Here is a 20,665-nt window from a genome sequence, read left to right as displayed (position 1 = left end):
ACACCCTACTGTTTGCCGGCTACCCCGGTGATCGAGACGTTGTAGTAGAGCTCGTCCGGGACGACCGAGGACAGCACCTTGTCGACCTTGGACAGCTGCATCCACGACTTGTACGCGAACATCCGCCAGCCGAACCCGAGCTTCTGCTCCGGTACGGCGGCCTCGAACGTGCGGATCGGCCACCCGACCCACGCGGCCAGCAGCTCCTCGGTGACCGTGTGTACGTCGGTGGCGCCGGCCCGGGTCGCCGTCCGGGCCAGGGTGTCGGGGTCGAACGTGTGCAGGTCGACGACCGCTTCCAGGGCAGCCGCGCGGGACGACTCGTCGAGCTCCTCCTGCGGGCGCCGCCAGTGCGCGAGGGCCGGGAGCCTGGTGACGTTCGTGGTCGCCCACCAGGTGAAGCGGGACAGTCGCCGGGCCACGAAGTCGCCGTACCGCGTGGGCTCTCCGCAGATCACGAACCGGCCGCCGGGCTTGAGCACGCGGAGCATCTCCCGGAACGCCAGCTCGACGTCGGGGATGTGGTGGATGACCGCGTGGCCGATGACCAGGTCGAACGTGTTGTCGTCGTACGGCAGCTGCTCGGCGTCGGCCACCTTGCCCTCGATCGCGAATCCGAGGGTCTTCGCGTTCTTCTTCGCGGCCTCGACCATGCCCGGCGAGAGGTCGGTGACGTGCGCCTCGTCGAGGACGCCGGCGAGCTTCAGGTTCAGCGTGAAGAAGCCGGTGCCGGCGCCGATCTCGAGGGTCTTGCCGTACGGCCGGCCGGTGGTCCCGGCGACGGCGGTGAAGCGGTCCCGGGCGTAGTCGACGCAGCGTTCGTCGTACGAGATCGACCACTTCTCGTCGTACGTCGAGGCTTCCCAGTCGTGGTACAGAACCTGGGCGAGCTTGTTGTCGTTCCAGGCGGCCTCGACTTCTTCGGCGGAGGCAGCAGGCTTGGAGGTTGCAGACATCTACTTTCCCTTGAACTCGGCCTTGCCCGGGCCGTTCTCGACGAACGACTTCATTCCGATCGTGCGGTCCTCGGTGGCGAACAGTGCGGCGAACTGCTGCCGCTCGATCTCCAGTCCGGTGGTCAGGTCGACGCCCAGTCCGGAGTCGATCGACTCTTTGGCGGCGCGCAGGGCCATCGCGGCACCGCGGGAGAACTGCGACGCCCAGGCCACCGCTTCGTCGTACACGGACGCGGCCGGGACCACCTTGTCGACCAGGCCGATCCGGAGTGACTCCTCGGCGTCCACGAAGCGGCCCGTGTAGATCAGGTCCTTGGCCTTGGACGGGCCGATCAGGCGGGACAGCCGCTGGGTGCCGCCGGCGCCCGGGATGATGCCGAGCAGGATCTCCGGCTGGCCGAGCTTGGCGTCGTCGGCGGCGATCCGGTAGTCGGCGCAGAGCGCGAGCTCACAGCCGCCGCCGAGGGCGTACCCGGTGATCGCGGCGACAGTCGGCTTCGGGATCGCGGCGACCGCGGTGAGGGCGGACTGCAGGGGGCCGGAGCGCTTGACCATGTCGGCGTACGACATGTCCGCCATCTCCTTGATGTCGGCACCGGCGGCGAAGACCCGCTCGCCGCCGTAGACGACGACGGCGCGTACGTCGTCGTTCGCGGTCGCCTCGAGAGCGGCGGCGCGGATCTCCTCCTGCACCTGGACGTTCAGCGCATTCATCTTCGGCCGGTCCAGCCGGATGGTCCCGACACCTTCACTCACGGTGAGGTTGACGAACTCGCCCATCACGCGCTCCTTCCAGGAACTACCCACGGGTCACATCCCGGGGAACGGTACCGGACCCCGGCAACCAGACGCACGTCGCCTCCCGCTGCCTGCGGCAGCGGGAGGCGACAAGAAGAAGGCGCTGACGCGCCGGGGTGAGGCGAAGTGCGAGGTGGAGGTGGGGTGGGGCGGACGTGGGGTGAGGCGGACGTGGGGTGAGGCGGACGTGGGGTGAGGCGGACGTGGGGTGAGGCGGACGTGGGGTGAGGCGGACGTGGGGTGAGGCGGACCCGGGTCGACCGGGGGTGGGCGCCGGGTCCGCCCCCGGGTGTGGATGGTCAGACGTCGACCGCTTGGCCTGATACCGCGGAGCGGCGGGCGGCGTCGACGATCTTGAGGGTGCGGAGGCCGACCGCGCCGTCGGGTTGCGGGACGACCGCCGGCGGGGTGCCGGGCTCGGCCGGGCCGGTGGTGCGGACGGCGTCGAGGAAGGTGTCCAGGAGGGACTCGTCCAGATTGCCGCCGATCGGGAGGAACACCTCGCCGGCCGGGTCGGTGCCGCCGACGTGCGGTCCGAACGGCTCGATCTCGACCGAACCGTTGGTGCCGGTCACCTGCAGCGACACGCCGCCCCAGGTCGCCCCGTTGTCCGGGACGCTCCACGAGCAGTCGATCGTTGCCAGCAGCCCGTTGTCGTAGTTGATCGTGACCAGTCCGCCGGTCTCGACCTCGACGTCCTTGTCCTGGTGCAGGATCCGGTTCGCCGCAGCGTACACGCGGGTCGCGGACGCCCCACCGGTGAGCCCGTCGATCAGGTCCGCGCAGTGCACGGTGTGGTCGACAAGTGCTCCCCCGCCGGCCAGCTTCGCGTCGGTGAACCACTGGCGCGCGTCGTACGGGATCTTCCCGTTGTTCGTCCCGAGGACCGCGAACACGTCACCGAGCCGCCCCGCCTCGACGTTCGCCCGCAACTGCAGGTACGACGGCGCGAACCGGACCGGGTACGCGATCATCAGGATCGTCCCGGCCGCCTCGCACGCGGCGAGCATCGCCTCGCCGTCGGCGACCTCGGTGGCCAGCGGCTTCTCGCACAGTACGTGCGCGCCGACCGCGGCGGCCCGCTCCACCAGCTCGCGGTGCCCCGCGTTCTCGGAGGTCACCACCACGGCGTCCGGGCCCCAGGCGAACAGCTCGTCGTAGGTGTCGACGTACCCGATCCCGAACTGCGCCGCGAACTCGGCACCACGCGGCCCGGGGTCCGGCGCCGAAGCACCGTCCGGATCGGCAGCCAGTACGTCGATGTCCGGCATCGACCCGAGCAGATGCGCGTAGGACCCGGCGTGGACGTGTGCGAACGAAGCGATCGCGACCTTCAAAGTCATGCCACTGCTCCCGTCGAGACGAAGGTCTTCATGTCGATCGGCTGACCCGACTCCATCGACGCGCGCGCCGCCTCGGCCAGGTACACCGCGGTCGCGCCGTCGGCGGCCAGCACCCGCGGCTCCGGCCCGCCACGCAGGCCGATCGCGAGCTCGCGCAGCTGGGTCAGGTACGGGCTCTCGCCCAGCGCCGACGGGATCAGCAGGTCGCCGGCGGCGGAGTCCGTCAGCTCGTCCTTGTACCCGGTGTCGGCGTCGGACTTGAACTTCAGCACGCCCTTCGCGCCCGCCACCTGGAAGCCGGTCTGGAACGTCGTACCGGTCGCACCCCAGGTCGCGCGGCAGTGGCTGATCGCGCCGTTCTCGTGCGTCAGCGTCACGTGCGCCGCGACGTTCACCGGGCTGATGCCGTCGACGGTCGGCGGGTTCTGTACGGCGTACACGGTCTTGACCTCGCCGCACAGCCAGCGGGCCTGGTCGAGGTCGTGCACCATCAGGTCCATGATCACTCCGCCCGACCGGGCCACCTCGCGGTACCAGCCCGCGCCGGCCGGCGACGAGGCCTGCCGGTAGAACCGGGCGACCGCGACGTCACCGATCCGTCCCGCCTGGATCGCGTCGTACGCCGCCTTGTAGGCCGGGAAGTACCGCACGACGTGCGCCGGGTACAGCCGGACACCGGCCTCCTCCGCGGCGTCGATCACCTCGTGCGAATCGGCCGCGGTGAGCGTCAGCGGCTTCTCGCAGATCACGTTCTTGCCGGCCTTGATCGCGGCCAGCGTGATCTCTTTGTGGGTCGCCGACGGCGTGACGATGTCGACGAACTCGGCCTCGGCCAGCACCGCATCCAGCGACGGCACGACCTCCAGCCCGTACTGCTCCGCCAGCGCCTCGGCGCCCTCGAGCGAATACACCAGCACCCGCGCGCCGACGGCCTTCCAGGACGCGGCATGGACGTGCGAGATGTTGCCCGCGCCGATCAGGCCTACGGTCAGACCGGCCAACTCTTCCGACATGTGTTCCCCTGAGTGCAGAGGTGGGTAAATTACGAACGGTCCTTGCGTATCACTGCGCACAGACGTTCGCAACTACCGTCTCACGAACACAACCACCTCACTATCGTGAACTCCGGTCGACCTGTGCAGAATGTGCCGGTGAAAGAAGCGACCGCTGCCCCGAGCGCTCCCGGCCTGTCGACCGAGACGGGCCTGCGTCCGGGCGCAGTGGTCCAGACCGATGGGACCACGTTCACGCTGTGGGCCCCGGCGGCCGAACGCGTCGAGCTCGCGCTGATCGGCGACGACGGCAGCCAGCGGAACCTCGACCTCACGCACACCGACCAGTTCTGGACCGGGTTCGTGCCGGGGGTCGGTGCCGGGCAGCGGTACGGGTACCGGGTGCACGGGCCGTTCGATCCGTCGCACGGGTTGCGATTCGACCCGTCGAAACTGGTGCTCGACCCGTACGCGCGGGCCGTCGACGGCGAGCTCGACTACGGGAGTCCGCTGATCTACGACTCGTCCGACGGCGACTCCGCCGGGCACGTACCGGTCGGTGTGGTGGTCGCGGACTCCGACCCGCCGCCGCCGATCAGCAAGCCGGTGCACTGGGGCGAGACCGTCATCTACGAGCTGCACACGAAGGGGTTCACGAAGCTGCACCCCGACGTACCCGAGCAGCAGCGCGGCACGTACGCCGGGCTCGCGCACCCGTCGGTGATCAAGTACCTGACCGATCTCGGTGTCACGTCGGTGGAGCTGCTGCCGATCCACCACTTCCTCACCGAGCCGGCGATCGCGGCCCGGGGCCTGCCGAACTACTGGGGTTACAACACGCTCGGGTTCTTCGCCCCGCACGCGCCGTACTCCTCCTCGGGGTCGCGCGGCGAACAGGTGACGGAGTTCAAGGCGATGGTCGCCGCGTTCCACGCCGCGGGCATCGAGGTGATCCTCGACGTGGTCTACAACCACACGGCCGAGGGCGGCTTCGACGGGCCGACGCTGAGCTTCCGCGGTATCGACAACCGCGCGTACTACCGGCTCAGCCAAGGCGCTGCGATGTACGACGTCACCGGCACCGGCAACTCCGTCGACACCTCGCACCCGCAGGTACGGCGGCTCGTGATGGACTCGCTGCGGTACTGGGTCGAGGAGATGGGGGTCGACGGGTTCCGGTTCGACCTGGCCGTCACTCTGGTCCGCAACGAGCGGCACGAGGTCGACATCCCGGACCACCCGTTCCTCGCCGAGGTCGCGGCCGACCCGGTGCTCGGCCGGGTGAAGCTGATCGCCGAGCCGTGGGACGTCGGCCCGTTCGGCTACCAGGTCGGCAACTTCGGTACGCCGTGGTCGGAGTGGAACGGCAAGTTCCGCGACAGCGTCCGCGACGTCTGGCGGAACACGTCCGACGGCGTGAAGGACCTCGCGTACCGGCTGTCCGGGTCCAGCGACCTGTACGGCGACGACGGCCGGTACCCGTACGCCTCGATCAACTTCGTCACCGCCCACGACGGGTTCACCCTCCGGGACCTGGTCAGCTACGACCACAAGCACAACGAGGCGAACCACGAGGACAACCGGGACGGCACCGACGACAACCGGTCCTGGAACTGCGGGATCGAGGGCGAGACCGGCGACGCCGGCGTGATCGCCCTGCGCAAACAACAGATGGCCAACCTGATGTCCACGCTGATCCTCTCGACCGGCGTACCGATGATCACTGCCGGGGACGAGTGCGGGCGGACGCAGGACGGCAACAACAACGCGTACTGCCAGGACAACGAGCTCTCCTGGTTCGACTGGTCGTTGCCGGCCACCTGGTCCGACCACCTCGAGCTGACGAAGCAGCTCATCAAACTGCGGGCCGCGCACCCCGCGCTGCGGCAGTGGCACTACTTCTCCGGGCAGCCCGTCGTACCGGGCGGTCGCAAGGACCTGTCGTGGATCGCGCCGCACGGCGGCGAGATGACCGACGCGGACTGGTTCGACGGGAACCTGCGGACGATCGGGATGTTCCTGCGCGGCGACGCGTTGCGGGCGACCGACGCGGAGGGCAACGCGCTCACCGACAGCTCGTTCCTGCTCGCGCTGAACGCGACGCCCGAGACCCGGAACGTCGTCGTACCGGATGCCTCGTGGGCGCCGGCGTACGAGGTGGTGCTGGACACCAGCAAGAGCATGGTGACCGAGGTCGAGGCCGGTGCGACGGTGCCGCTCGCACCGCGCTGCCTGGTGCTGCTGCGCGCTCTCTGAGTCGTCAGCGGGGTTGTTAACCTTCCGCTTGTACATTCATCGGTCACCTGTTGTTCATCTCTGGGGGACCGACGTTGACCACACCGATCGGGGCGCTGCACCGCGCGATCATGCGCTGGGGCGAGGCCGAGCGCACCAGTTCCCGGCTGGCTGTCCAGCGTTGGGTGGACGGCGTGGCGTACGTCGACGTCCAGGCGCGGACGTATGCGGACTACTGGACCCGGCAGAACGCCGACGCGCTCACGGGCGAGGGCCCGCTGTGGGTAGTTCTGGGCGACTCGACCGCACAGGGTCTGGGAGCTTCCTCACCACTGCACGGGTACGTCGGACAGGTGCTGAACGCGCTACGCCGTAAGGGAACGCCCTGGCGCGTGTTGAACCTGTCGCGGTCGGGTGCACAGACCAGGCACGTCCTGGAGGACCAGTTGCCGTTCCTGGATGGGCTGAAGCCGACACTCGTCACCTGCGGGATCGGTAACAACGACATCCTCGCCACACCACCGAAGCGGTTCCGGGACCACTTGCGCCAGGTGATCGACAGGCTGCCCTCTTCCTCTGTGGTGATGGACCTGACCGTCCCTGACCGGCTCTGGCGGATCGGAGGCGCTGTCAGCCCGTACGTGTCCGGCATCAACCAGCTGATCAGCAACACGGCCACGTCCCGAGGGCTGCCGGTTGCCGAGGTCTCACGATACGCACGGCCGCCCTGGCGCGGCATGCTCGCTCCGGACGCGTTCCACCCGAACAACCTGGGCTACCGGCGCCACGCCGACGCCCTGCTCGCCGCACTCCCGTCCGGAGTGCTCAGCTCGTAAGGAGCCTCTCCAGCCGGTCCAGCGTCTTCTTGCTCTCCTGCCGGACACCGAGCGGCACGATTCTGGCCCTGCCCGGGACACGGATCCCACCGGTGAGTGCGACGCGCGTACCGCCGCCGGGCTCGGCTGCGGCCGCCATACCGATGATCAGGAAGCGGCTCTGCAACCAGCACCACCCGGGGCGGAGCTGACCTTCCAGCCGGGCGCGTTGGCCCCTGGCGCCCTTCGCCAGCACGACGACGCGGTCGCCGTCGCGCTGCTCGAGTGTGGCCGAGACGAGGTCCGCCTGGATCTCCGCGAAGACGTCGAGGTCGGTCAGCATCGCCTTCACCCGGTCGGGGTCACCGGGCAGTACGCGTTCGGTGACGGCGGCGCCCGGGACGCCCGCGGCGAGGGCGCGGAACCGTTCGACGTCGGTCAGCTCGATCTGTGGCCAGTTCATGATCTCCACGCCTTCCGGAAGCTCGCGCGGGCTCGGTGCAGCCGCGACTTCGCCGTACCCGCCGGCAGGTCGAGCACCGCGGCCGCCGCCTGTTCGTCCATTCCTTCGAGGTCCCGCAGTACGAGGACCGCACGGTGCTCCGGTGACAGCCGTCGCAGCACGTCCCGTACGTCGACCACCAGCTGCGGGTCGTCGCGGTCCGGCAGTTCCGCCAGCTCGGCCGGCTGCTGACGTTGACCGCGGCGTGCGACCCGGACCGCCTCGCGAACCGCGATCGCGCGCGCCCAGCCGTACAACGCGGCCGGATTCTGCAGGCCGTGGAGCCCGCGGAAGATCGCGATCAGCGCCTCCTGCGCGGCGTCCGGCCCGTCGTTCAGCGCGATCGGCGCGCAGATCTTTCCGACGTACGGCGTCAGCGCGTCGAGCACGTCGTTCATCGCGACGGTGTCTCCGCGCTGGGCCGCGCGGATCCGGTGCGGGTCGATCATCTGAGGCTGCGTCATTTCAGATAGGCAGCCATCAGCGGGGTGACCTGGCCGGGGCAGTCGACGGTGAGGGCGTGGCCGCAGTTCGCGAGTACCCGGACGGTTGCGTTTGGCAACAGTTTGGCGAAACGGGCGGCCTGGGCGACCGGTAGGACGGTGTCGTGGTCGCCCCACAGCACGAGCGTCGGTTGGCGCGTGGACGGGAGCGCCTTCTCGGTGACGCTCCAGTCGAGGCCGCGCTCGAGTGCGTACATGGATCGCACGTTGTCACGATACGTTCCGGGGATCCACAGCGTGTCGACCAACTGCGGTGTGACCAGGTTCCGGTGGACGAACAGGCCGCGGACGGCGGACGCGACCATGCTGCGGTCGGTCGCGAGCTTGCCGAGGACCTCGCCGACGAGTGGGAGCTTGAGGATCTCCCAGCTCGCGACATCGGGTTCGTCCAGTCCAGACGGCGCGAGCAGGAGCAACTTGCTGACCTGCTGAGGATGCCGCTGCGCGTAGGCAAGCGCCCAGCCACCGCTCCAGGAGTTGCCGCCGAGTACGACGTTCTGCAGGTGCAGCGCGTCAAGGAACTGCTCGAGGGCGTTGGTCATCCCGTTGAGATCAAACGCGAAGCCCTCGTCGTGCAGGCGGGTTTCCCCTTGTCCTGGCAGGTCCACGGCGTACACGGTGTGGTTCTTGGCGAGTACAGCCATCTCCTGATCCCAGGCTGATGCCGGCGAAGCTCCCGGAGCCAGCAGGACCACAGGCGATCCTGTTCCCTGCTGTAGGTAGTGGATCCGCGCCAGCGGCGTCTCCACATATCTCCCCGTCTCAGCCGGGTGGGGCTGCTCGCTGGGCTGGTACGCATAGGCAACCAACGCCAACGCTGTCACCACAGCAAGTGGGCCTGCGACGACGGCCGGCTTCACCCAGCGGATTCGAAGCATTCTCACGTCAGCCCCACACAGGGCGATGCAGGCGGGCGTGTAGAGCAGCAGGTTCAACCAGTAGAACGCAGTACTGCTGTAACTGAAGGCCCAGACCACACCGAGCGAGGCACGGATGGCCAGGCCCGCGGTGAGGCCGGTGACGACCAGCCTGGCGACCGAGGACCGGTCGGACTTGAGCACCGCGAAGGCCAGCAGCAGGTGCAGTGCTGCGAGAGGCAGCACCACCTGCGGAGCGAACGAGACTTGCACGCCGAGCACCGCTCGAGAGAGCGAGCGCTCGTCGGACGCGGGCCAGGTCGCACCCGTCGCCCAGTAGATGTGTAGCGCCGCCAGGACGGTATGCACGGCGGCGACGATCCTTCGAGACTGCATCCCGAACCCTCCTCGAGTTGTGGCTGACAACCCGGAAGAGGAGTGGTTCGGCCGGGACGTTCCCCGGGGTGAGCCAGATCTCAGACCTCGGGATCCGCGGGAGCGTCGGCGAGCAGCAGGTAGAGCGAGCGGCGGGCGTCGGCCAGGATCTTGGCGGCCGCCGTACGCTGCCCCTCCGAGCCGCTGCGCGCGACCTGCCGGGTCGCCGAGTGCACTTCCTCGAGCAGGCCTCGCAGGTCTGCCCCGGGTGCCGCGCTCGCGAACGCGGCGAACGGGTCGGCGTTGCGGCCTTCGACGTACTCGCGTCCGGCGTCGGTGAGGGTGACGAGCTTGCGACCGGCTTCCGCGGTCACGGTGACCAGGCCCTCGTCCTCCAGTTGGTTGATGGTCGGGTAGATCGCGCCGGGGCTGGGGGTCCAGCGCCCGTCACTGCGGTCGGCGATCGCCTGCATCAGCTGGTAACCGTGCATCGGCTCCTCGGCGAGCAGCATCAGGACGGCCGTACGGACTTTCACAACCCCGGCCGATAACTAGGTTGCGGGCAGCGGCGCGGGTCCCGACTGTGAGGAGATGAGCACGTTCGAGGAACTGATGAGCGAAGTGATGTCGACCGCCGAACGGTTCGGTCACCGCGAGCACGTCCGGCTGACCTGGCTCGCCGTACGGCGTCATGGGACGACCGACGCCGTCGACCTGATCAGCGCCGGCATCCAGCGGACCGCCCGGTACGCCGGGGTGCCGCAGAAGTACAACGCGACCGTGAGCAGGGCGTGGGTCGAGTTGACGGCGTACCACATGCGTGAGGTGCCGGGTGAGAGTTTCGAGGAGTTGGTCGGGCGGAATCCGGGGTTGCTGGACAAGCGGCTGCTGACGCACTTCTACAACTCGCGCACGTTGGCGTCGGCGGCTGCGCGCACGGGATGGGTGGAACCCGACGTACGGCCGTTCCCCGAGTTCAAGAACACGTGAAGTTCGGGCGCTGAGAGGGTGTCGATACCGGTGCAGACCTGATAGCTTCTCCCGTCGCCCGGCCCACCTGGGAGTGCCGGGGGCTTCAGAAGGGAAGCAGTTGTGAGGCTGTTCAACACCAAGAAGAAGAAGCTCGTCGCCGCGTCGATCGCGGCGGTCGGTGTCATCGGGGCGGGTGCGATCGCCGCGAACGCCGCGGGCGGAACCGGGTGCGCGACTCTCACCTACCCGCTGTGCGCGCGCTCGGTCGCGTCCGTGCAGATCGTGGACAACTCGGTGGCCGAGGTGGACCTTGCCCCCGCCGTCAAGGACAAGCTCAACAAGGCCGGCACCGGCGAGGCCGGCCCGGCCGGACCCGAGGGTCCCGCCGGCGCAACCGGCGCGGCCGGCAAGGACGGTGTTTCCGGCCTGTCGGTGGACGGCCCGCAGAAGACCGTGCCGAAGGGCTTCAGCACCGTGACGCTGTCCTGCCCGGAGGGGAAGAAGGCGATCGGCGGCGGCCTCAAGTGGGACACCGGCAGCACCACGGCTGCCGACGTACTGCTGAACGGCTCCTACCCGAGCGACCTCACCGAGACCGACGGCGTCTCGACGGCGTCCTCGTGGACCGTCGCGCTGACGAACAACGACCCGAAGGGCGAGATCACGGTCCAGCCGTTCGTCACCTGCGTGACCGCCAACTGAGCTGACCGAGAACCCCCGGCCGGAAACTCGGCCGGGGGTTTACTCTGCCCCAGGGGCAGAGGGTTTGATGGGCGCGTGCTGACGATCAGTGAGTTCGGGCGCCGCGCGGGGCTTTCGTTGAAGGCCTTGCGGCTGTACGACGTGTCCGGCCTGCTGGCGCCGGCCGAGGTCGATCCGGACAACGGCTACCGGCGGTACGACGAGGCGCAGCTCGAACGGGCACGCCGGATCAGCGTGCTGCGGCAGCTGGACATGCCGCTGACCACGATCGCCGAGGTACTCGCCGGCTCCGACGAGGACGCGATGATCCGGCTCGACCGCTGGTGGGCCGCCGAGGAGGCGACCACCGCCGCGCGGCGGGCGACGTTCCAGTACCTCCGCGACCGGCTGGCCCGCTCCGGTACGCCGGGACTCGCACCGCGCCCGGTGCACTCCCGCGACGTACCGGCCACCAAGATCGCCAGCATCCGCGAGGACACCGACCAGCAACAGCTGATCGGAGTGATCGTGACGTGCACCGACGAGATCCTCACGCACCTGCGGGCCGCCGGCGCGACCGCCACCGCCGGCTCGTGGGTGATCTACCACGGCGCCGTCACCCCCGAGGGCGAGGCGACGGTCGAGGTGTGCGTCCCGTTCGACGGGCTGGTCGACCCGGCCGGGCGGATCGCGATCCGGGTCGAACCCGCGCATCGCGAGGCGTACTGCACGATCACGATGGACGAGTGCGCGTACCCGCGGATCATGCTCGCGTACGACCTCGTCCTCGACCACGTCCGCGCGCACGGTCTCCCCGAGGCCGGTCCGCCGCGCGAGGTGTACCTCCCGGACTGCCACCTGCTCCCCCGCGACCAGCCGGCCGTCGACATCGCCCTGCCTGTTCTCGAAAGGACTCCCTGATGGACTACGCGATCCAGACCCGGTGGAGCGATCCGGGCATCCATGCCGGACTCTTCGACGCGCTGCCGGACGACATCCCCGGGATCGCGGCCGTGACGCGCGACCTGGTGATCCACTACCGCGGCGGCGGGATCGAGTTCACCGGCGAGCGGCTCGCCGAGATCGACAGTCGTTGGGTGGAGGCGATCCTGGACACCGACCAGAGACGCAACGGTACGCCGCTCGCCGCGCCGCGGGAGCCGGTCGACCGGGTCGTCGGGTGCTGCCGCGACCACACCCTGTTGTTCGTGTCGGCCCTGCGGCACAAGGGGATCCCGGCGCGCAGCCGGGTCGGGTTCGGGGGCTACTTCACCGAAGGGTTCAACAACGACCACGTGGTCGCGGAGTACTGGAACGGCGACCGGTGGGTGATGATCGACGCCGAGATGGATCCGGCGGACCCGCGGTTCACGTTCGACGTAGCGGACATGCCGAAGGGGCCGTTCCGGTCCGCCGCCGAGGTGTGGCTGGGATATCGGGCCGGGGAGCTCGACGGGGATCTGTACGGGGCGGATCCGAATCCGGACGCGCCGTTGAAGCTGCACGGCGGGTGGTTCATTCGTACGTACGTGCACTATCAGCTGGCGCACCTGAACGGCGACGAGCTGCTGTTGTGGGACAACTGGGGCAGCATGTCGGACACGCTGGACGGTGCGGACGTCGAGGGGACGGATCGGATCGCCCGACTGATGGTTGCCGCTGACAACGGTGACGAGGCGGCGGCGAAGGAGGCCGAGGAGCTCTATCGGACGGATCCGGGACTGACGTTCACCGGTCGCGCGTTCGTCACGTCACCGGCGTCGGGCGGGGCGTTCGGCTGGCAGGAGCTCAGCCGCTGAAGCCGGTGCGAAGCCGGTCGAAGATCACCTCGACGCGGGCGCGGTGGTCGTCGGCGACGTCGTCCGGCGACTCCCCCGCCAACTGCCGGCGGGCCGTCTCGACCAGAACTGTCGCATAACCACTCACGTAGAACGCCGCGAGCAGCCCCGCATCAGGAACAGCGAGTTCCTCGGTGAGGGTTCGCTGGAGGTCGTCGGCGATCTCGCGGGCGCGGGCGATCAGCGCCGGAGACGCCGCCACCGTCGCGAAGAACGGGACCGAGGCGTCCTTCAGCCCGGACAGGGCGTGCCGCTCATCGGCCAGGCGAAGCGTCGCCGCGCGGAGGGACGCCAGTACGTCGCCGTCCGCGCGGACCGCCGTACGCAGCACCTCGACCGCGTCGTCGGCGCGGTCGAGCAACAGATCCTCCTTGCGCGGGAAGTGCTTGAAGACCGTCACGCTCGACACCCCCGCCTCGCGCGCGACCTCCGCCACCGTCACCGCGTCGAACCCGCGCTCCAGGAACAACTGGGTGGCGATCTGCGAGATCCGCGCACGCGTCTGCGGTCCGCCGCGGGCCGCGGTTCTGGGCATCTGTAGCAGCCGGCCCGCGCTCGCTGCGGGAGGCGTGGGTGGCGTTGGCGGGTCTGTCCGCCGTGTTCCTGTTCGAGATGCTCGACAACTCGATCCTGAACGTCGCGCTCCCCACCCTCGGCCGTGAACTGCACGCGTCGACGACCGCGCTGCAGTGGGTCACCGCCGCGTACGGTGTGGTGTTCGGCGGGCTGATGCTCGGGTTCGGGACGGTCGCGGACCGGTTCGGGCGGCGCCGGGTGATGCTCGTCGGGCTCGTGCTGCTCGCGGTCGCCAGCCTCGCGACCGCCTTCGTCGGCACGGTCGGGGAGCTGATCGCCGTACGGGTGGCGATGGGTGTCGCGGCCGCGATGACGACGCCCGGATCGATGGCGCTGAGCTTCCGGCTGTTCGCGGACGACGGCCTGCGGGTGCGGGCGACGACGCTGATCTCGACGGTCGGGCTGGTCGGACTCGCGGTCGGTCCGACCGCCGGCGGGTTCGTGCTCGCGGTCGCGCCGTGGCAGGTGCTGCTGCTGGTCAACGTACCGATCGCGGTGCTGGCGATCATCGGCGTACGGCGTGGCATCGCGGCGGATCTGCCGGCCGAACTGCACCGGGATCCGGTGGACGTGGCCGGTGCGGTGCTCGGTACGGCGACGATCGTACTGGCGTTGGTCGCGCCGACGATGTTCGTCCACGCGGGCGCCGGGTCGTGGACCCCGTGGACTGTCACCGGAGCAGCTGTTGCCGGAGGCATCCTGTTCTACCTGCGCGAGCGGACGGCGACGTACCCGCTCCTGGATCCGCGGCTGCTCGCGCATCCGTTGGTCTCCATCGGGCTGGCCTTCAAGGCCGCGGCCGGCTTGGCGACGGCCGGGCTCGGGTATCTCGTGACGCTGCAACTGCAGCTCGACTGGGGCTGGACGCCCGCGCTCGCGGCGGTCGGCCTGCTCCCCCAGGTCGTCGTCCTCGTCGCCGGGGGCGCCCTGATCCGCCCGTTCGTCGAACGCGCCGGGCTGTCGCGGGCCGCCTGGATCAGCGCGGCGTTCGTTGTCGTCGGCCTCGCGGTGTACGGCGCGCTGAGCCGCTACGGCTACCTGTGGGTCGCGATCGCGCTGGTCCTGGTCGCGGCCGGCATGCGTGTCGTCGGGGTGGTCGCCGGCGTCAACGTCCTCCGCGGCCTCCCGCCCAACCGCACCACCATCGGCGCCGCCCTCACCGACACCGCCACCGAGGTCACCTCCGCCACCGGCATCGCTCTCACCGGCACCATCCTCGCCGCGCTCTTCACCGGCCCCATCACCACCCCGAACTGGACGGCCCACCAAGCCACCCAGTTCCACACCGCCACCACCACCGCATCCCTGACCCTCACCACCCTGGCCGCCGCCTTGGTCACGTACGGCATCGTCCGCGGCCGACGCGGCTGATCGCACAACACCCGCCGGGGTCGCGTGACATGCAATTGCGTGTCGTCTGACCCCAGGGCTTGTTCGCGGTCACGCGGGCGCGTGAAAACGCCCCCGCCTGGTGAGGCAGGCGGGGGCGTGTCTTTTTCAGGTGGGGCTCAGAACTCCGAGCCGGCGGGGAGGTCGGGGGTGCTCGGGTCCTCGGGGTCCGACGGGCCGGCGGCGAGGCCGAGCTCGGCGGCGGAGGCGAGGCCCTTGTGGTTCGGGACGACGCGGACGGTGTAGCCGAACGGGCCGGTGCGGTCGAGCTTCAGCTCACCCTCGTACCGGTACCGGTTGCCCTCGTACGTCTGGGCCTGGGACAGCGTGGTCCGGACCGGGTCGGTGATCTCGTCGTTCGCGTCGACGCGGCCGTGCAGCACCTCGACGCAGATGTCCGACGGCTCGAGCCCACCGAGAGCCGCGAACGCCCGGATCCCGACGGTCGTACCGAGCTGCGGTACGTCGCCGAGCCCCTGGAGCTCCACGTGGTCGACCCTGATCTCCGGCCAGGCCGCGCGGACCTTGTGCTTCCAGGCGGCCAGCTCACGCGCACCGTCGTACGTCGAGTTCAACGCACGCGAGGACTGCGCGGCCGGCACGTACAGCTGCTCGACGTAGTCCCGGACCATCCGGGTGGCGAGGACCTTGGGCCCGAGCTCCTTGATCGTGTGCCGGAGCATCTCGATCCAGCGGCCCGGGACCTCGCCGTCGTAGAACCGCGGCGCGACCTGCTTCTCGATGATGTCGTAGAGCGCGTGCGCCTCGAGGTCGTCGCGGCGCTCGGTGTCCTCGATCCCTTCGGCGGACGGGATCGCCCAGCCGAACTCGTCGTCGTACCACTCGTCCCACCAGCCGTCGCGGATCGAGAGGTTCAGCGCACCGTTCAGCGCCGCCTTCATCCCGGACGTGCCGCACGCCTCGTACGGACGCAGCGGGTTGTTCAGCCAGACGTCGCAGCCCGGGTACATCGGCTGCGCCAGCGCGATGTCGTAGTCCGGCACGAACACGATCCGGTGCCGCACCTCCGGGTCGTCGGCGAAGCGGACCATCTCCTGGATGAGCTTCTTGCCGCCCTCGTCGTGCGGGTGCGCCTTGCCGGCGATCACGATCTGCACCGGGCGCTCCGGGTGCAGCAGCAGCGACTTGAGCCGCTCCGGGTCGCGCAGCATCAGCGTCAGCCGCTTGTACGACGGAACCCGCCGGGCGAAGCCCATCGTCAGCACGTCCGGGTCCAGGATCGAGTCGACCCAGCCGAGCTCGGCCTCGCTGGCGCCGCGGTTCAGCCAGGACTGCCGCACCCGCGACCGGGTGTCGTCGATGAACCGCTGCCGGAGCAGCCGCTTGGTCTCCCAGATCTGCGCGTCCGTGGTCTTGTCCAGGCCCTCGAACACCGAGTCGCCGTCGGCGGTGTAGTTCGCGTACGTCAGGTCGTGCACCTCGCGCGCCACCCAGGTCGGCGCGTGCACGCCGTTGGTGATCGAGGTGATCGGCACGTCGACCGGGTCGAAGCTCGGCCACAGCCCGGCGAACATCCCGCGGCTGACCACACCGTGCAGCTTCGAGACACCGTTCGCGCGCTGGGCCAGCCGCAGGCCCATGATCGCCATGTTGAACAGCGCTGGGTCGCCGCCCTCGAAGTCCTCGGCACCGAGCTCGAGGATCCGCTCGATCGGGACCTCCGGGCCGAACACGTCGGCGGAGAAGTGCTGCTGGATCAGCTCGACCGGGAACCGGTCGATACCGGCCGGGACCGGCGTGTGCGTGGTGAACACGGTGCCGCCGCGGTTGACCTCGAGCGCGGTGTCGAAGTCCAGGTCCTTCTCGGCGGCCAGCTCGCGGATCCGCTCGACGCCGAGGAAACCGGCGTGGCCCTCGTTGGTGTGGAACACCTCCGGCGCCGGGTGGCCGGTGATCCGGCAGTACGTGCGGACCGCGCGGACACCGCCGACGCCGAGCAGCAGCTCCTGGAGCAGCCGGTGCTCGGTGGAACCGCCGTACAGCCGGTCGGTCACCTCGCGCTCGGACGGCTCGTTCTCCTCGATGTCGGAGTCGAGCATCAGCAGCGGCACCCGGCCGACCTGCGCGACCCAGATCTGCGCGTGCAGCTCGCGGTTGCCGGGCAGGCTCAGCGTGATGGTGGCCGGGGCGTCACCGTCGCGGAGCAGGCTGATCGGCAACCCGTCCGGATCCACCAGGGGGTAACGCTCCTGCTGCCAGCCCTCACGGTTCAGCGACTGGGCGAAGTACCCGTGCCGGTACAGCAGTCCGACACCGATCAGCGGTACGCCGAGGTCGCTGGCCGCCTTCAGGTGGTCGCCGGCCAGGATGCCGAGACCGCCGGAGTACTGCGGCAGCACGTGGGTGATGCCGAACTCCGGCGAGAAGTACGCGACCGCGTCGAGCGGCGAGCCGCCCGCGGTCTGGAACCAGCGGTCCTCGGTCACGTAGCCGTCCAGGTCGGCTACGGCCAGTTCCAGCCGGCGCAGGAAGGCATGGTCGTTGGCCAGCTCGTCGAGCCGGGCCGCCGGGACCTCACCGAGCAGCTTGACCGGGTCACCGCCGGTGCTCCGCCACAGCTGCGGGTCGACGGCCTCGAAGACGTCCTGCGTCTCCGGGTGCCAGGCCCAGCGGAGGTTGTTCACCAGGGTGCCCAGGCCGGTCAGCGGCTCGGGCAGGACAGGGCGGACGGAGAATCGTCGTATCGCTCGCACCGGGACACCGTACCGGGCGATCGCGCGTAAGACACCCTCGGGATGCATCGATCTTGCAACGCGAGCAAGATTTTGCAGCTCTGCATGTCACGCGGCGAGGGTGGGAACCGATACGGTCAGTGTTACAGCTACTACGTCCCATCCGCCGAATCCGCAGCACCACGGAAAGCGAAGGTTCGTCTACGCCATGACTGGGCGCATCCCGATCACCGATGTCACCCCGACCGTCGACGCCGGAGCGTATCCGGCCAAGGCCGCGGTCGGCGAGACGTTCACGATCGCGGCCACCGTGTTCCGCGAGGGACACGACGCGGTGAACGCGAACGTCGTCCTGACCTCGCCGTCGGGACAGACCAGACGGATGCTGATGACCCCTGGCGCGCCGGGCACCGACCGGTGGACCGTCGACGTGACCCTGCAGGAGCAGGGCGCCTGGACGTTCGCGGTCGAGGGCTGGAGCGACCCGTACGGGACCTGGCGGCACAACGCCGAGATCAAGGTGCCGGCCGGCCTCGACGTCGACCTGATGTTCGCCGAGGGCGCGGCCTTCTTCGACCGGGCGGCCGCCGGCGTACCGCCCGCCGTCCGGGCGGACCGGTCGACGCTGAGCGACGCGGCGCACGCGCTGGCGAACGGCGCGCTGCCGCCGGAGGCGCGGCTCGCCGCGGGGATCTCCCCGCAGGTACGGGCCGCGCTCGGGCGATACCCGGTGCGCGAGCTGATCACCTCGTCGGAGACGTACCCGGTGTGGGTCGACCGGACCCGCGCGCTCTACGGCAGCTGGTACGAGTTCTTCCCGCGGTCCGAGGGCGCGAAGTACGACGAAGCCACCGAGACGTGGAAGTCCGGCACCTTCCGGACCGCGGCCGACCGGCTCGAGGCGGTCGCGAAGATGGGCTTCGACATCCTCTACGTGCCGCCGATCCACCCGATCGGGCACTCGTTCCGCAAGGGCCCGAACAACACCCTCGACCCGAAGCCGGGCGACCCGGGCTCGCCGTGGGCGATCGGCTCCGAGGACGGCGGCCACGACGCGATCCACCCGGAGCTGGGCACGTTCGAGGACTTCGAGTACTTCGTCGGCCGGGCCCGCGAGGTCGGCCTGGAGGTCGCGATCGACCTGGCGCTGCAGGCGTCGCCGGACCATCCGTGGGTCAAGGAGCACCCGAAGTGGTTCTCGGTCCGCGCCGACGGCTCGATCGCGTACGCCGAGAACCCGCCGAAGAAGTACCAGGACATCTACCCGATCAACTTCGACAACGACCCCGAAGGCATCTACGCCGAAGTACTGCGGATCGTGAAGCTGTGGATCTCCAAGGGCGTCACGGTGTTCCGGGTCGACAACCCGCACACCAAGCCGGTGAACTTCTGGGAGTACCTGCTCGGCGAGATCCGCAAGACCGACCCGGACGTGGTGTTCCTGTCCGAGGCGTTCACCCGGCGGCCGATGATGCAGGAACTGGCGAAGGTCGGGTTCCACCAGTCGTACACGTACTTCACCTGGCGCAACGAGAAGTGGGAGCTCGAGGAGTACCTCACCGAGCTCACCCAGGAGACCGGCCACTTCCTGCGGCCGAACTTCTTCGTGAACACGCCGGACATCCTGACCGCGTACCTGCAGTACGGCGGACCGGGCGCGTTCAAGATCCGCGCCGCGATCGCGTCGACGTCGTCGCCGACCTGGGGCGTCTACGCCGGGTACGAGCTGTTCGAGCACGTCGCGCTGCGGCCCGGGTCGGAGGAGTACCTGGACACCGAGAAGTTCCAGCTCCGCCCGCGGGACTGGGAGACAGCGGAGGCCGAGGGTCGTTCGCTGGCGCCGTACCTGACGCTGCTGAACAACATCCGCCGCCGGCACCCGTCGCTGCAGCAGCTTCGCAACCTGACGCTGCACTCGGTCGAGGACGAGGCGATCATGTGCTACTCGAAGCGCTCGACCTCCCCTGACGGCCACAGCGACACCGTCATCGTCGTCGTCAACACCGACCCGCACGCGGTCCGCGAGTCGATGGTCCACCTCGACATGGCCGCCCTCGGCATGCGCCCCGAGGACACCTTCACCGTCTACGACGAGATCAGCGGCGCCACCTGGCGCTGGGGCCAGCAGAACTACGTCAAACTCGACCCCAACGCCGAGCCCGCCCACATCCTCGCCGTCCGCCGCGGCCAGGCCTGATCCTCACGCTGCGACCGGCACCCTCTCCTCGGTCCTCCGGGTGAGCAGGGGCCGGTACAGCAGTACCGCGACGACCAGGAACGCGAGCGCCACGGCGACCAGGCCGATCGCGCCACCGCGGTCGGCCTGCGGATCCTCGCGGACGACCGCGGTGACGGCCATCGCGGCGACCGACACCGGCACGGTCGCGAACCAGCCGATCAGGGCGTACGCCGAACGGCGGGCCCACGCAGCGCCCCGCCGGAGTGCGAACGCGACCGCGACACAGGCGGGGACGACCAGGCCGAGGTCGAGAAGGGCGATCACGAGATAGGCCGTCGGGTTGTCCGTGTACGCCGCGTCCGGCGTCGACGCCGACACCAGCGCAGCCAGACCGGGCAACCACCTGATCAGGACGAACGCCGCGACGCCGAACAGGATCCAGGCCCGCCGGCGATCACTGCGCCGGTCGTCGGGCGGCAGCGCCTCACGCCGGGCCAGCGACGCCACCAGCAACACGGCCGCAAGCACGAAGAGCGCCAGGTGGAACGGCAGGAACCGTTCGTTGTTCCCCGGCAGCCGCCCGTACTCCGGTCCGATCACGTACTGCGGAACCATGTACACGGCGAATGCCGCGGGTCCCGTCCCGAGCACCGGCCCGGCCACCTGGCCACGGAGCGTCAGTACGGCGGCCAGCACGGCGGCCGGCGCCACGAGGAACAAGGCGACCGCGTCGACCGCGATCCCCTGCCCGACCATCGGCGATCCGTACCGGTAGGCAATCGTCCCGGTCGCCAACGGCCCGAGGACGGCGTTCGCCGCCAACCCGACGGCCAGCGCCATCAGTCCCCATCCGACTCCGCGTGCAGTCATCATCCGAACCTCCACGCCCAGGCTCCTGCTCCGCCCCGGCCGCCGTCAGAGCCGTCCGGCGACCGTCCCGAGCCGAAGGTCCTGCGTACAA

The 20,665-nt window shown here is 69.7% G+C and carries 19 protein-coding genes; 8 read left to right on the top strand and 11 right to left on the bottom strand.

Going from position 1 to position 20,665, the window contains the following annotated elements; translation table 11 throughout:
- Positions 1–5: 5 nt before the first annotated feature.
- The 4 genes from AB0M51_RS09070 to AB0M51_RS09055 form a co-directional block, all read right to left on the bottom strand.
- Positions 6–956, bottom strand: coding sequence for a methyltransferase domain-containing protein (locus tag AB0M51_RS09070; protein ID WP_344188300.1), 951 nt, complete (start codon positions 954–956; stop codon positions 6–8).
- A complete protein-coding gene (locus AB0M51_RS09065; RefSeq protein ID WP_344188301.1) occupies positions 957–1,736 on the bottom strand; it encodes an enoyl-CoA hydratase-related protein in 780 nt (259 codons plus the stop codon).
- Between the two features lie 317 nt (positions 1,737–2,053).
- Complete coding sequence (locus AB0M51_RS09060; protein WP_344188302.1) at positions 2,054–3,097, bottom strand: Gfo/Idh/MocA family oxidoreductase; 1,044 nt, start codon at positions 3,095–3,097, stop codon at positions 2,054–2,056.
- Positions 3,094–4,110: a Gfo/Idh/MocA family oxidoreductase gene (locus tag AB0M51_RS09055; protein ID WP_344188303.1), complete on the bottom strand. Its 1,017-nt coding sequence runs from the start codon at positions 4,108–4,110 to the stop codon at positions 3,094–3,096. Before AB0M51_RS09055 ends, AB0M51_RS09060 begins: the two co-directional genes overlap by 4 nt.
- A gap of 138 nt (positions 4,111–4,248) precedes the next feature.
- Here AB0M51_RS09055 and glgX point away from each other — a divergent pair, with 138 nt between their 5' ends.
- Together glgX and AB0M51_RS09045 are read left to right on the top strand one after the other, a co-directional pair.
- Entirely contained in the window at positions 4,249–6,345 is a 2,097-nt protein-coding gene (gene glgX / locus AB0M51_RS09050; RefSeq protein ID WP_344188304.1) for a glycogen debranching protein GlgX, read from the top strand.
- A gap of 74 nt (positions 6,346–6,419) precedes the next feature.
- A complete protein-coding gene (locus AB0M51_RS09045) occupies positions 6,420–7,160 on the top strand; it encodes an SGNH/GDSL hydrolase family protein (RefSeq protein ID WP_344188305.1) in 741 nt (246 codons plus the stop codon).
- Here AB0M51_RS09045 and AB0M51_RS09040 read toward each other — a convergent pair.
- The 4 genes from AB0M51_RS09040 to AB0M51_RS09025 form a co-directional block, all read right to left on the bottom strand.
- Positions 7,150–7,602: a hypothetical protein gene (locus AB0M51_RS09040; RefSeq protein ID WP_344188306.1), complete on the bottom strand. Its 453-nt coding sequence runs from the start codon at positions 7,600–7,602 to the stop codon at positions 7,150–7,152. The genes AB0M51_RS09045 and AB0M51_RS09040 overlap by 11 nt on opposite strands.
- Positions 7,599–8,105 carry a sigma-70 family RNA polymerase sigma factor gene (locus AB0M51_RS09035; protein ID WP_344188307.1) on the bottom strand — a complete coding sequence of 169 codons (507 nt, stop codon included), beginning with the start codon at positions 8,103–8,105 and terminating at the stop codon, positions 7,599–7,601. Before AB0M51_RS09035 ends, AB0M51_RS09040 begins: the two co-directional genes overlap by 4 nt.
- Entirely contained in the window at positions 8,102–9,397 is a 1,296-nt protein-coding gene (locus AB0M51_RS09030; RefSeq protein WP_344188308.1) for an alpha/beta fold hydrolase, read from the bottom strand. The genes AB0M51_RS09035 and AB0M51_RS09030 overlap by 4 nt, the downstream gene beginning before the upstream one ends.
- An 80-nt stretch (positions 9,398–9,477) precedes the next feature.
- Entirely contained in the window at positions 9,478–9,912 is a 435-nt protein-coding gene (locus tag AB0M51_RS09025; RefSeq protein ID WP_344188309.1) for a PadR family transcriptional regulator, read from the bottom strand.
- Positions 9,913–9,967: 55 nt separating this feature from the next.
- Here AB0M51_RS09025 and AB0M51_RS09020 point away from each other — a divergent pair, with 55 nt between their 5' ends.
- From AB0M51_RS09020 to AB0M51_RS09005, 4 genes are all read left to right on the top strand, one after another.
- Positions 9,968–10,366, top strand: a complete 399-nt coding sequence (locus AB0M51_RS09020; RefSeq protein ID WP_344188310.1) for a hypothetical protein — start codon at positions 9,968–9,970, stop codon at positions 10,364–10,366.
- A 102-nt stretch (positions 10,367–10,468) separates the two neighbouring features.
- Positions 10,469–11,050, top strand: a complete 582-nt coding sequence (locus AB0M51_RS09015) for a hypothetical protein (RefSeq protein ID WP_344188311.1) — start codon at positions 10,469–10,471, stop codon at positions 11,048–11,050.
- A 75-nt stretch (positions 11,051–11,125) separates the two neighbouring features.
- A complete protein-coding gene (locus AB0M51_RS09010) occupies positions 11,126–11,950 on the top strand; it encodes a MerR family transcriptional regulator (protein WP_344188312.1) in 825 nt (274 codons plus the stop codon).
- Positions 11,950–12,828 (top strand): transglutaminase-like domain-containing protein, encoded by an 879-nt coding sequence (locus tag AB0M51_RS09005; protein WP_344188313.1) that lies wholly within the window; start codon positions 11,950–11,952, stop codon positions 12,826–12,828. The genes AB0M51_RS09010 and AB0M51_RS09005 overlap by 1 nt, the downstream gene beginning before the upstream one ends.
- Here AB0M51_RS09005 and AB0M51_RS09000 read toward each other — a convergent pair.
- A complete protein-coding gene (locus tag AB0M51_RS09000; protein WP_363748707.1) occupies positions 12,818–13,402 on the bottom strand; it encodes a TetR/AcrR family transcriptional regulator in 585 nt (194 codons plus the stop codon). The genes AB0M51_RS09005 and AB0M51_RS09000 overlap by 11 nt on opposite strands.
- 38 nt (positions 13,403–13,440) lie before the next feature.
- Between AB0M51_RS09000 and AB0M51_RS08995 the strand changes: the two genes are divergently transcribed.
- A complete protein-coding gene (locus tag AB0M51_RS08995) occupies positions 13,441–14,814 on the top strand; it encodes an MFS transporter (RefSeq protein WP_363748705.1) in 1,374 nt (457 codons plus the stop codon).
- Between the two features lie 137 nt (positions 14,815–14,951).
- On the opposite strand, the gene glgP is transcribed toward AB0M51_RS08995, so the two are convergent.
- Positions 14,952–17,546, bottom strand: a complete 2,595-nt coding sequence (glgP, locus tag AB0M51_RS08990) for an alpha-glucan family phosphorylase (protein ID WP_344188314.1) — start codon at positions 17,544–17,546, stop codon at positions 14,952–14,954.
- Positions 17,547–17,733: 187 nt separating this feature from the next.
- On the opposite strand from glgP, the gene AB0M51_RS08985 reads away from it, so the two are divergent.
- Entirely contained in the window at positions 17,734–19,722 is a 1,989-nt protein-coding gene (locus AB0M51_RS08985) for an alpha-1,4-glucan--maltose-1-phosphate maltosyltransferase (RefSeq protein ID WP_344188315.1), read from the top strand.
- A 3-nt stretch (positions 19,723–19,725) separates the two neighbouring features.
- Here AB0M51_RS08985 and AB0M51_RS08980 read toward each other — a convergent pair whose 3' ends face one another.
- On the bottom strand, positions 19,726–20,574 hold the full coding sequence (locus tag AB0M51_RS08980; protein WP_344188316.1) for a hypothetical protein: 849 nt from the start codon (positions 20,572–20,574) through the stop codon (positions 19,726–19,728).
- Positions 20,575–20,665: the final 91 nt, after the last annotated feature.

This window comes from Kribbella sp. NPDC051137, from assembly GCF_040682535.1.
In the GTDB taxonomy this organism is placed as follows: Bacteria; Actinomycetota; Actinomycetes; order Propionibacteriales; family Kribbellaceae; genus Kribbella; species Kribbella karoonensis.
The sequence above is the reverse complement of the archived record's forward strand: the minus strand, read 5'-3'. Positions and strand labels throughout refer to the sequence as shown.

Bases quoted from the DNA above. Each gene is read 5' to 3' on its own strand.
- AB0M51_RS09070 (WP_344188300.1), bottom strand. From the start codon at position 956: ATGTCTGCAACCTCCAAGCCTGCTGCCTCCGCCGAAGAAGTCGAGGCC.
- AB0M51_RS09065 (WP_344188301.1), bottom strand. From the start codon at position 1,736: ATGGGCGAGTTCGTCAACCTCACCGTGAGTGAAGGTGTCGGGACCATC.
- AB0M51_RS09060 (WP_344188302.1), bottom strand. From the start codon at position 3,097: ATGACTTTGAAGGTCGCGATCGCTTCGTTCGCACACGTCCACGCCGGG.
- AB0M51_RS09055 (WP_344188303.1), bottom strand. From the start codon at position 4,110: ATGTCGGAAGAGTTGGCCGGTCTGACCGTAGGCCTGATCGGCGCGGGC.
- AB0M51_RS09040 (WP_344188306.1), bottom strand. From the start codon at position 7,602: ATGAACTGGCCACAGATCGAGCTGACCGACGTCGAACGGTTCCGCGCC.
- AB0M51_RS09035 (WP_344188307.1), bottom strand. From the start codon at position 8,105: ATGACGCAGCCTCAGATGATCGACCCGCACCGGATCCGCGCGGCCCAG.
- AB0M51_RS09030 (WP_344188308.1), bottom strand. From the start codon at position 9,397: ATGCAGTCTCGAAGGATCGTCGCCGCCGTGCATACCGTCCTGGCGGCG.
- AB0M51_RS09020 (WP_344188310.1), top strand. From the start codon at position 9,968: ATGAGCACGTTCGAGGAACTGATGAGCGAAGTGATGTCGACCGCCGAA.
- AB0M51_RS09005 (WP_344188313.1), top strand. From the start codon at position 11,950: ATGGACTACGCGATCCAGACCCGGTGGAGCGATCCGGGCATCCATGCC.
- AB0M51_RS09000 (WP_363748707.1), bottom strand. From the start codon at position 13,402: ATGCCCAGAACCGCGGCCCGCGGCGGACCGCAGACGCGTGCGCGGATC.
- AB0M51_RS08985 (WP_344188315.1), top strand. From the start codon at position 17,734: ATGACTGGGCGCATCCCGATCACCGATGTCACCCCGACCGTCGACGCC.
- AB0M51_RS08980 (WP_344188316.1), bottom strand. From the start codon at position 20,574: ATGACTGCACGCGGAGTCGGATGGGGACTGATGGCGCTGGCCGTCGGG.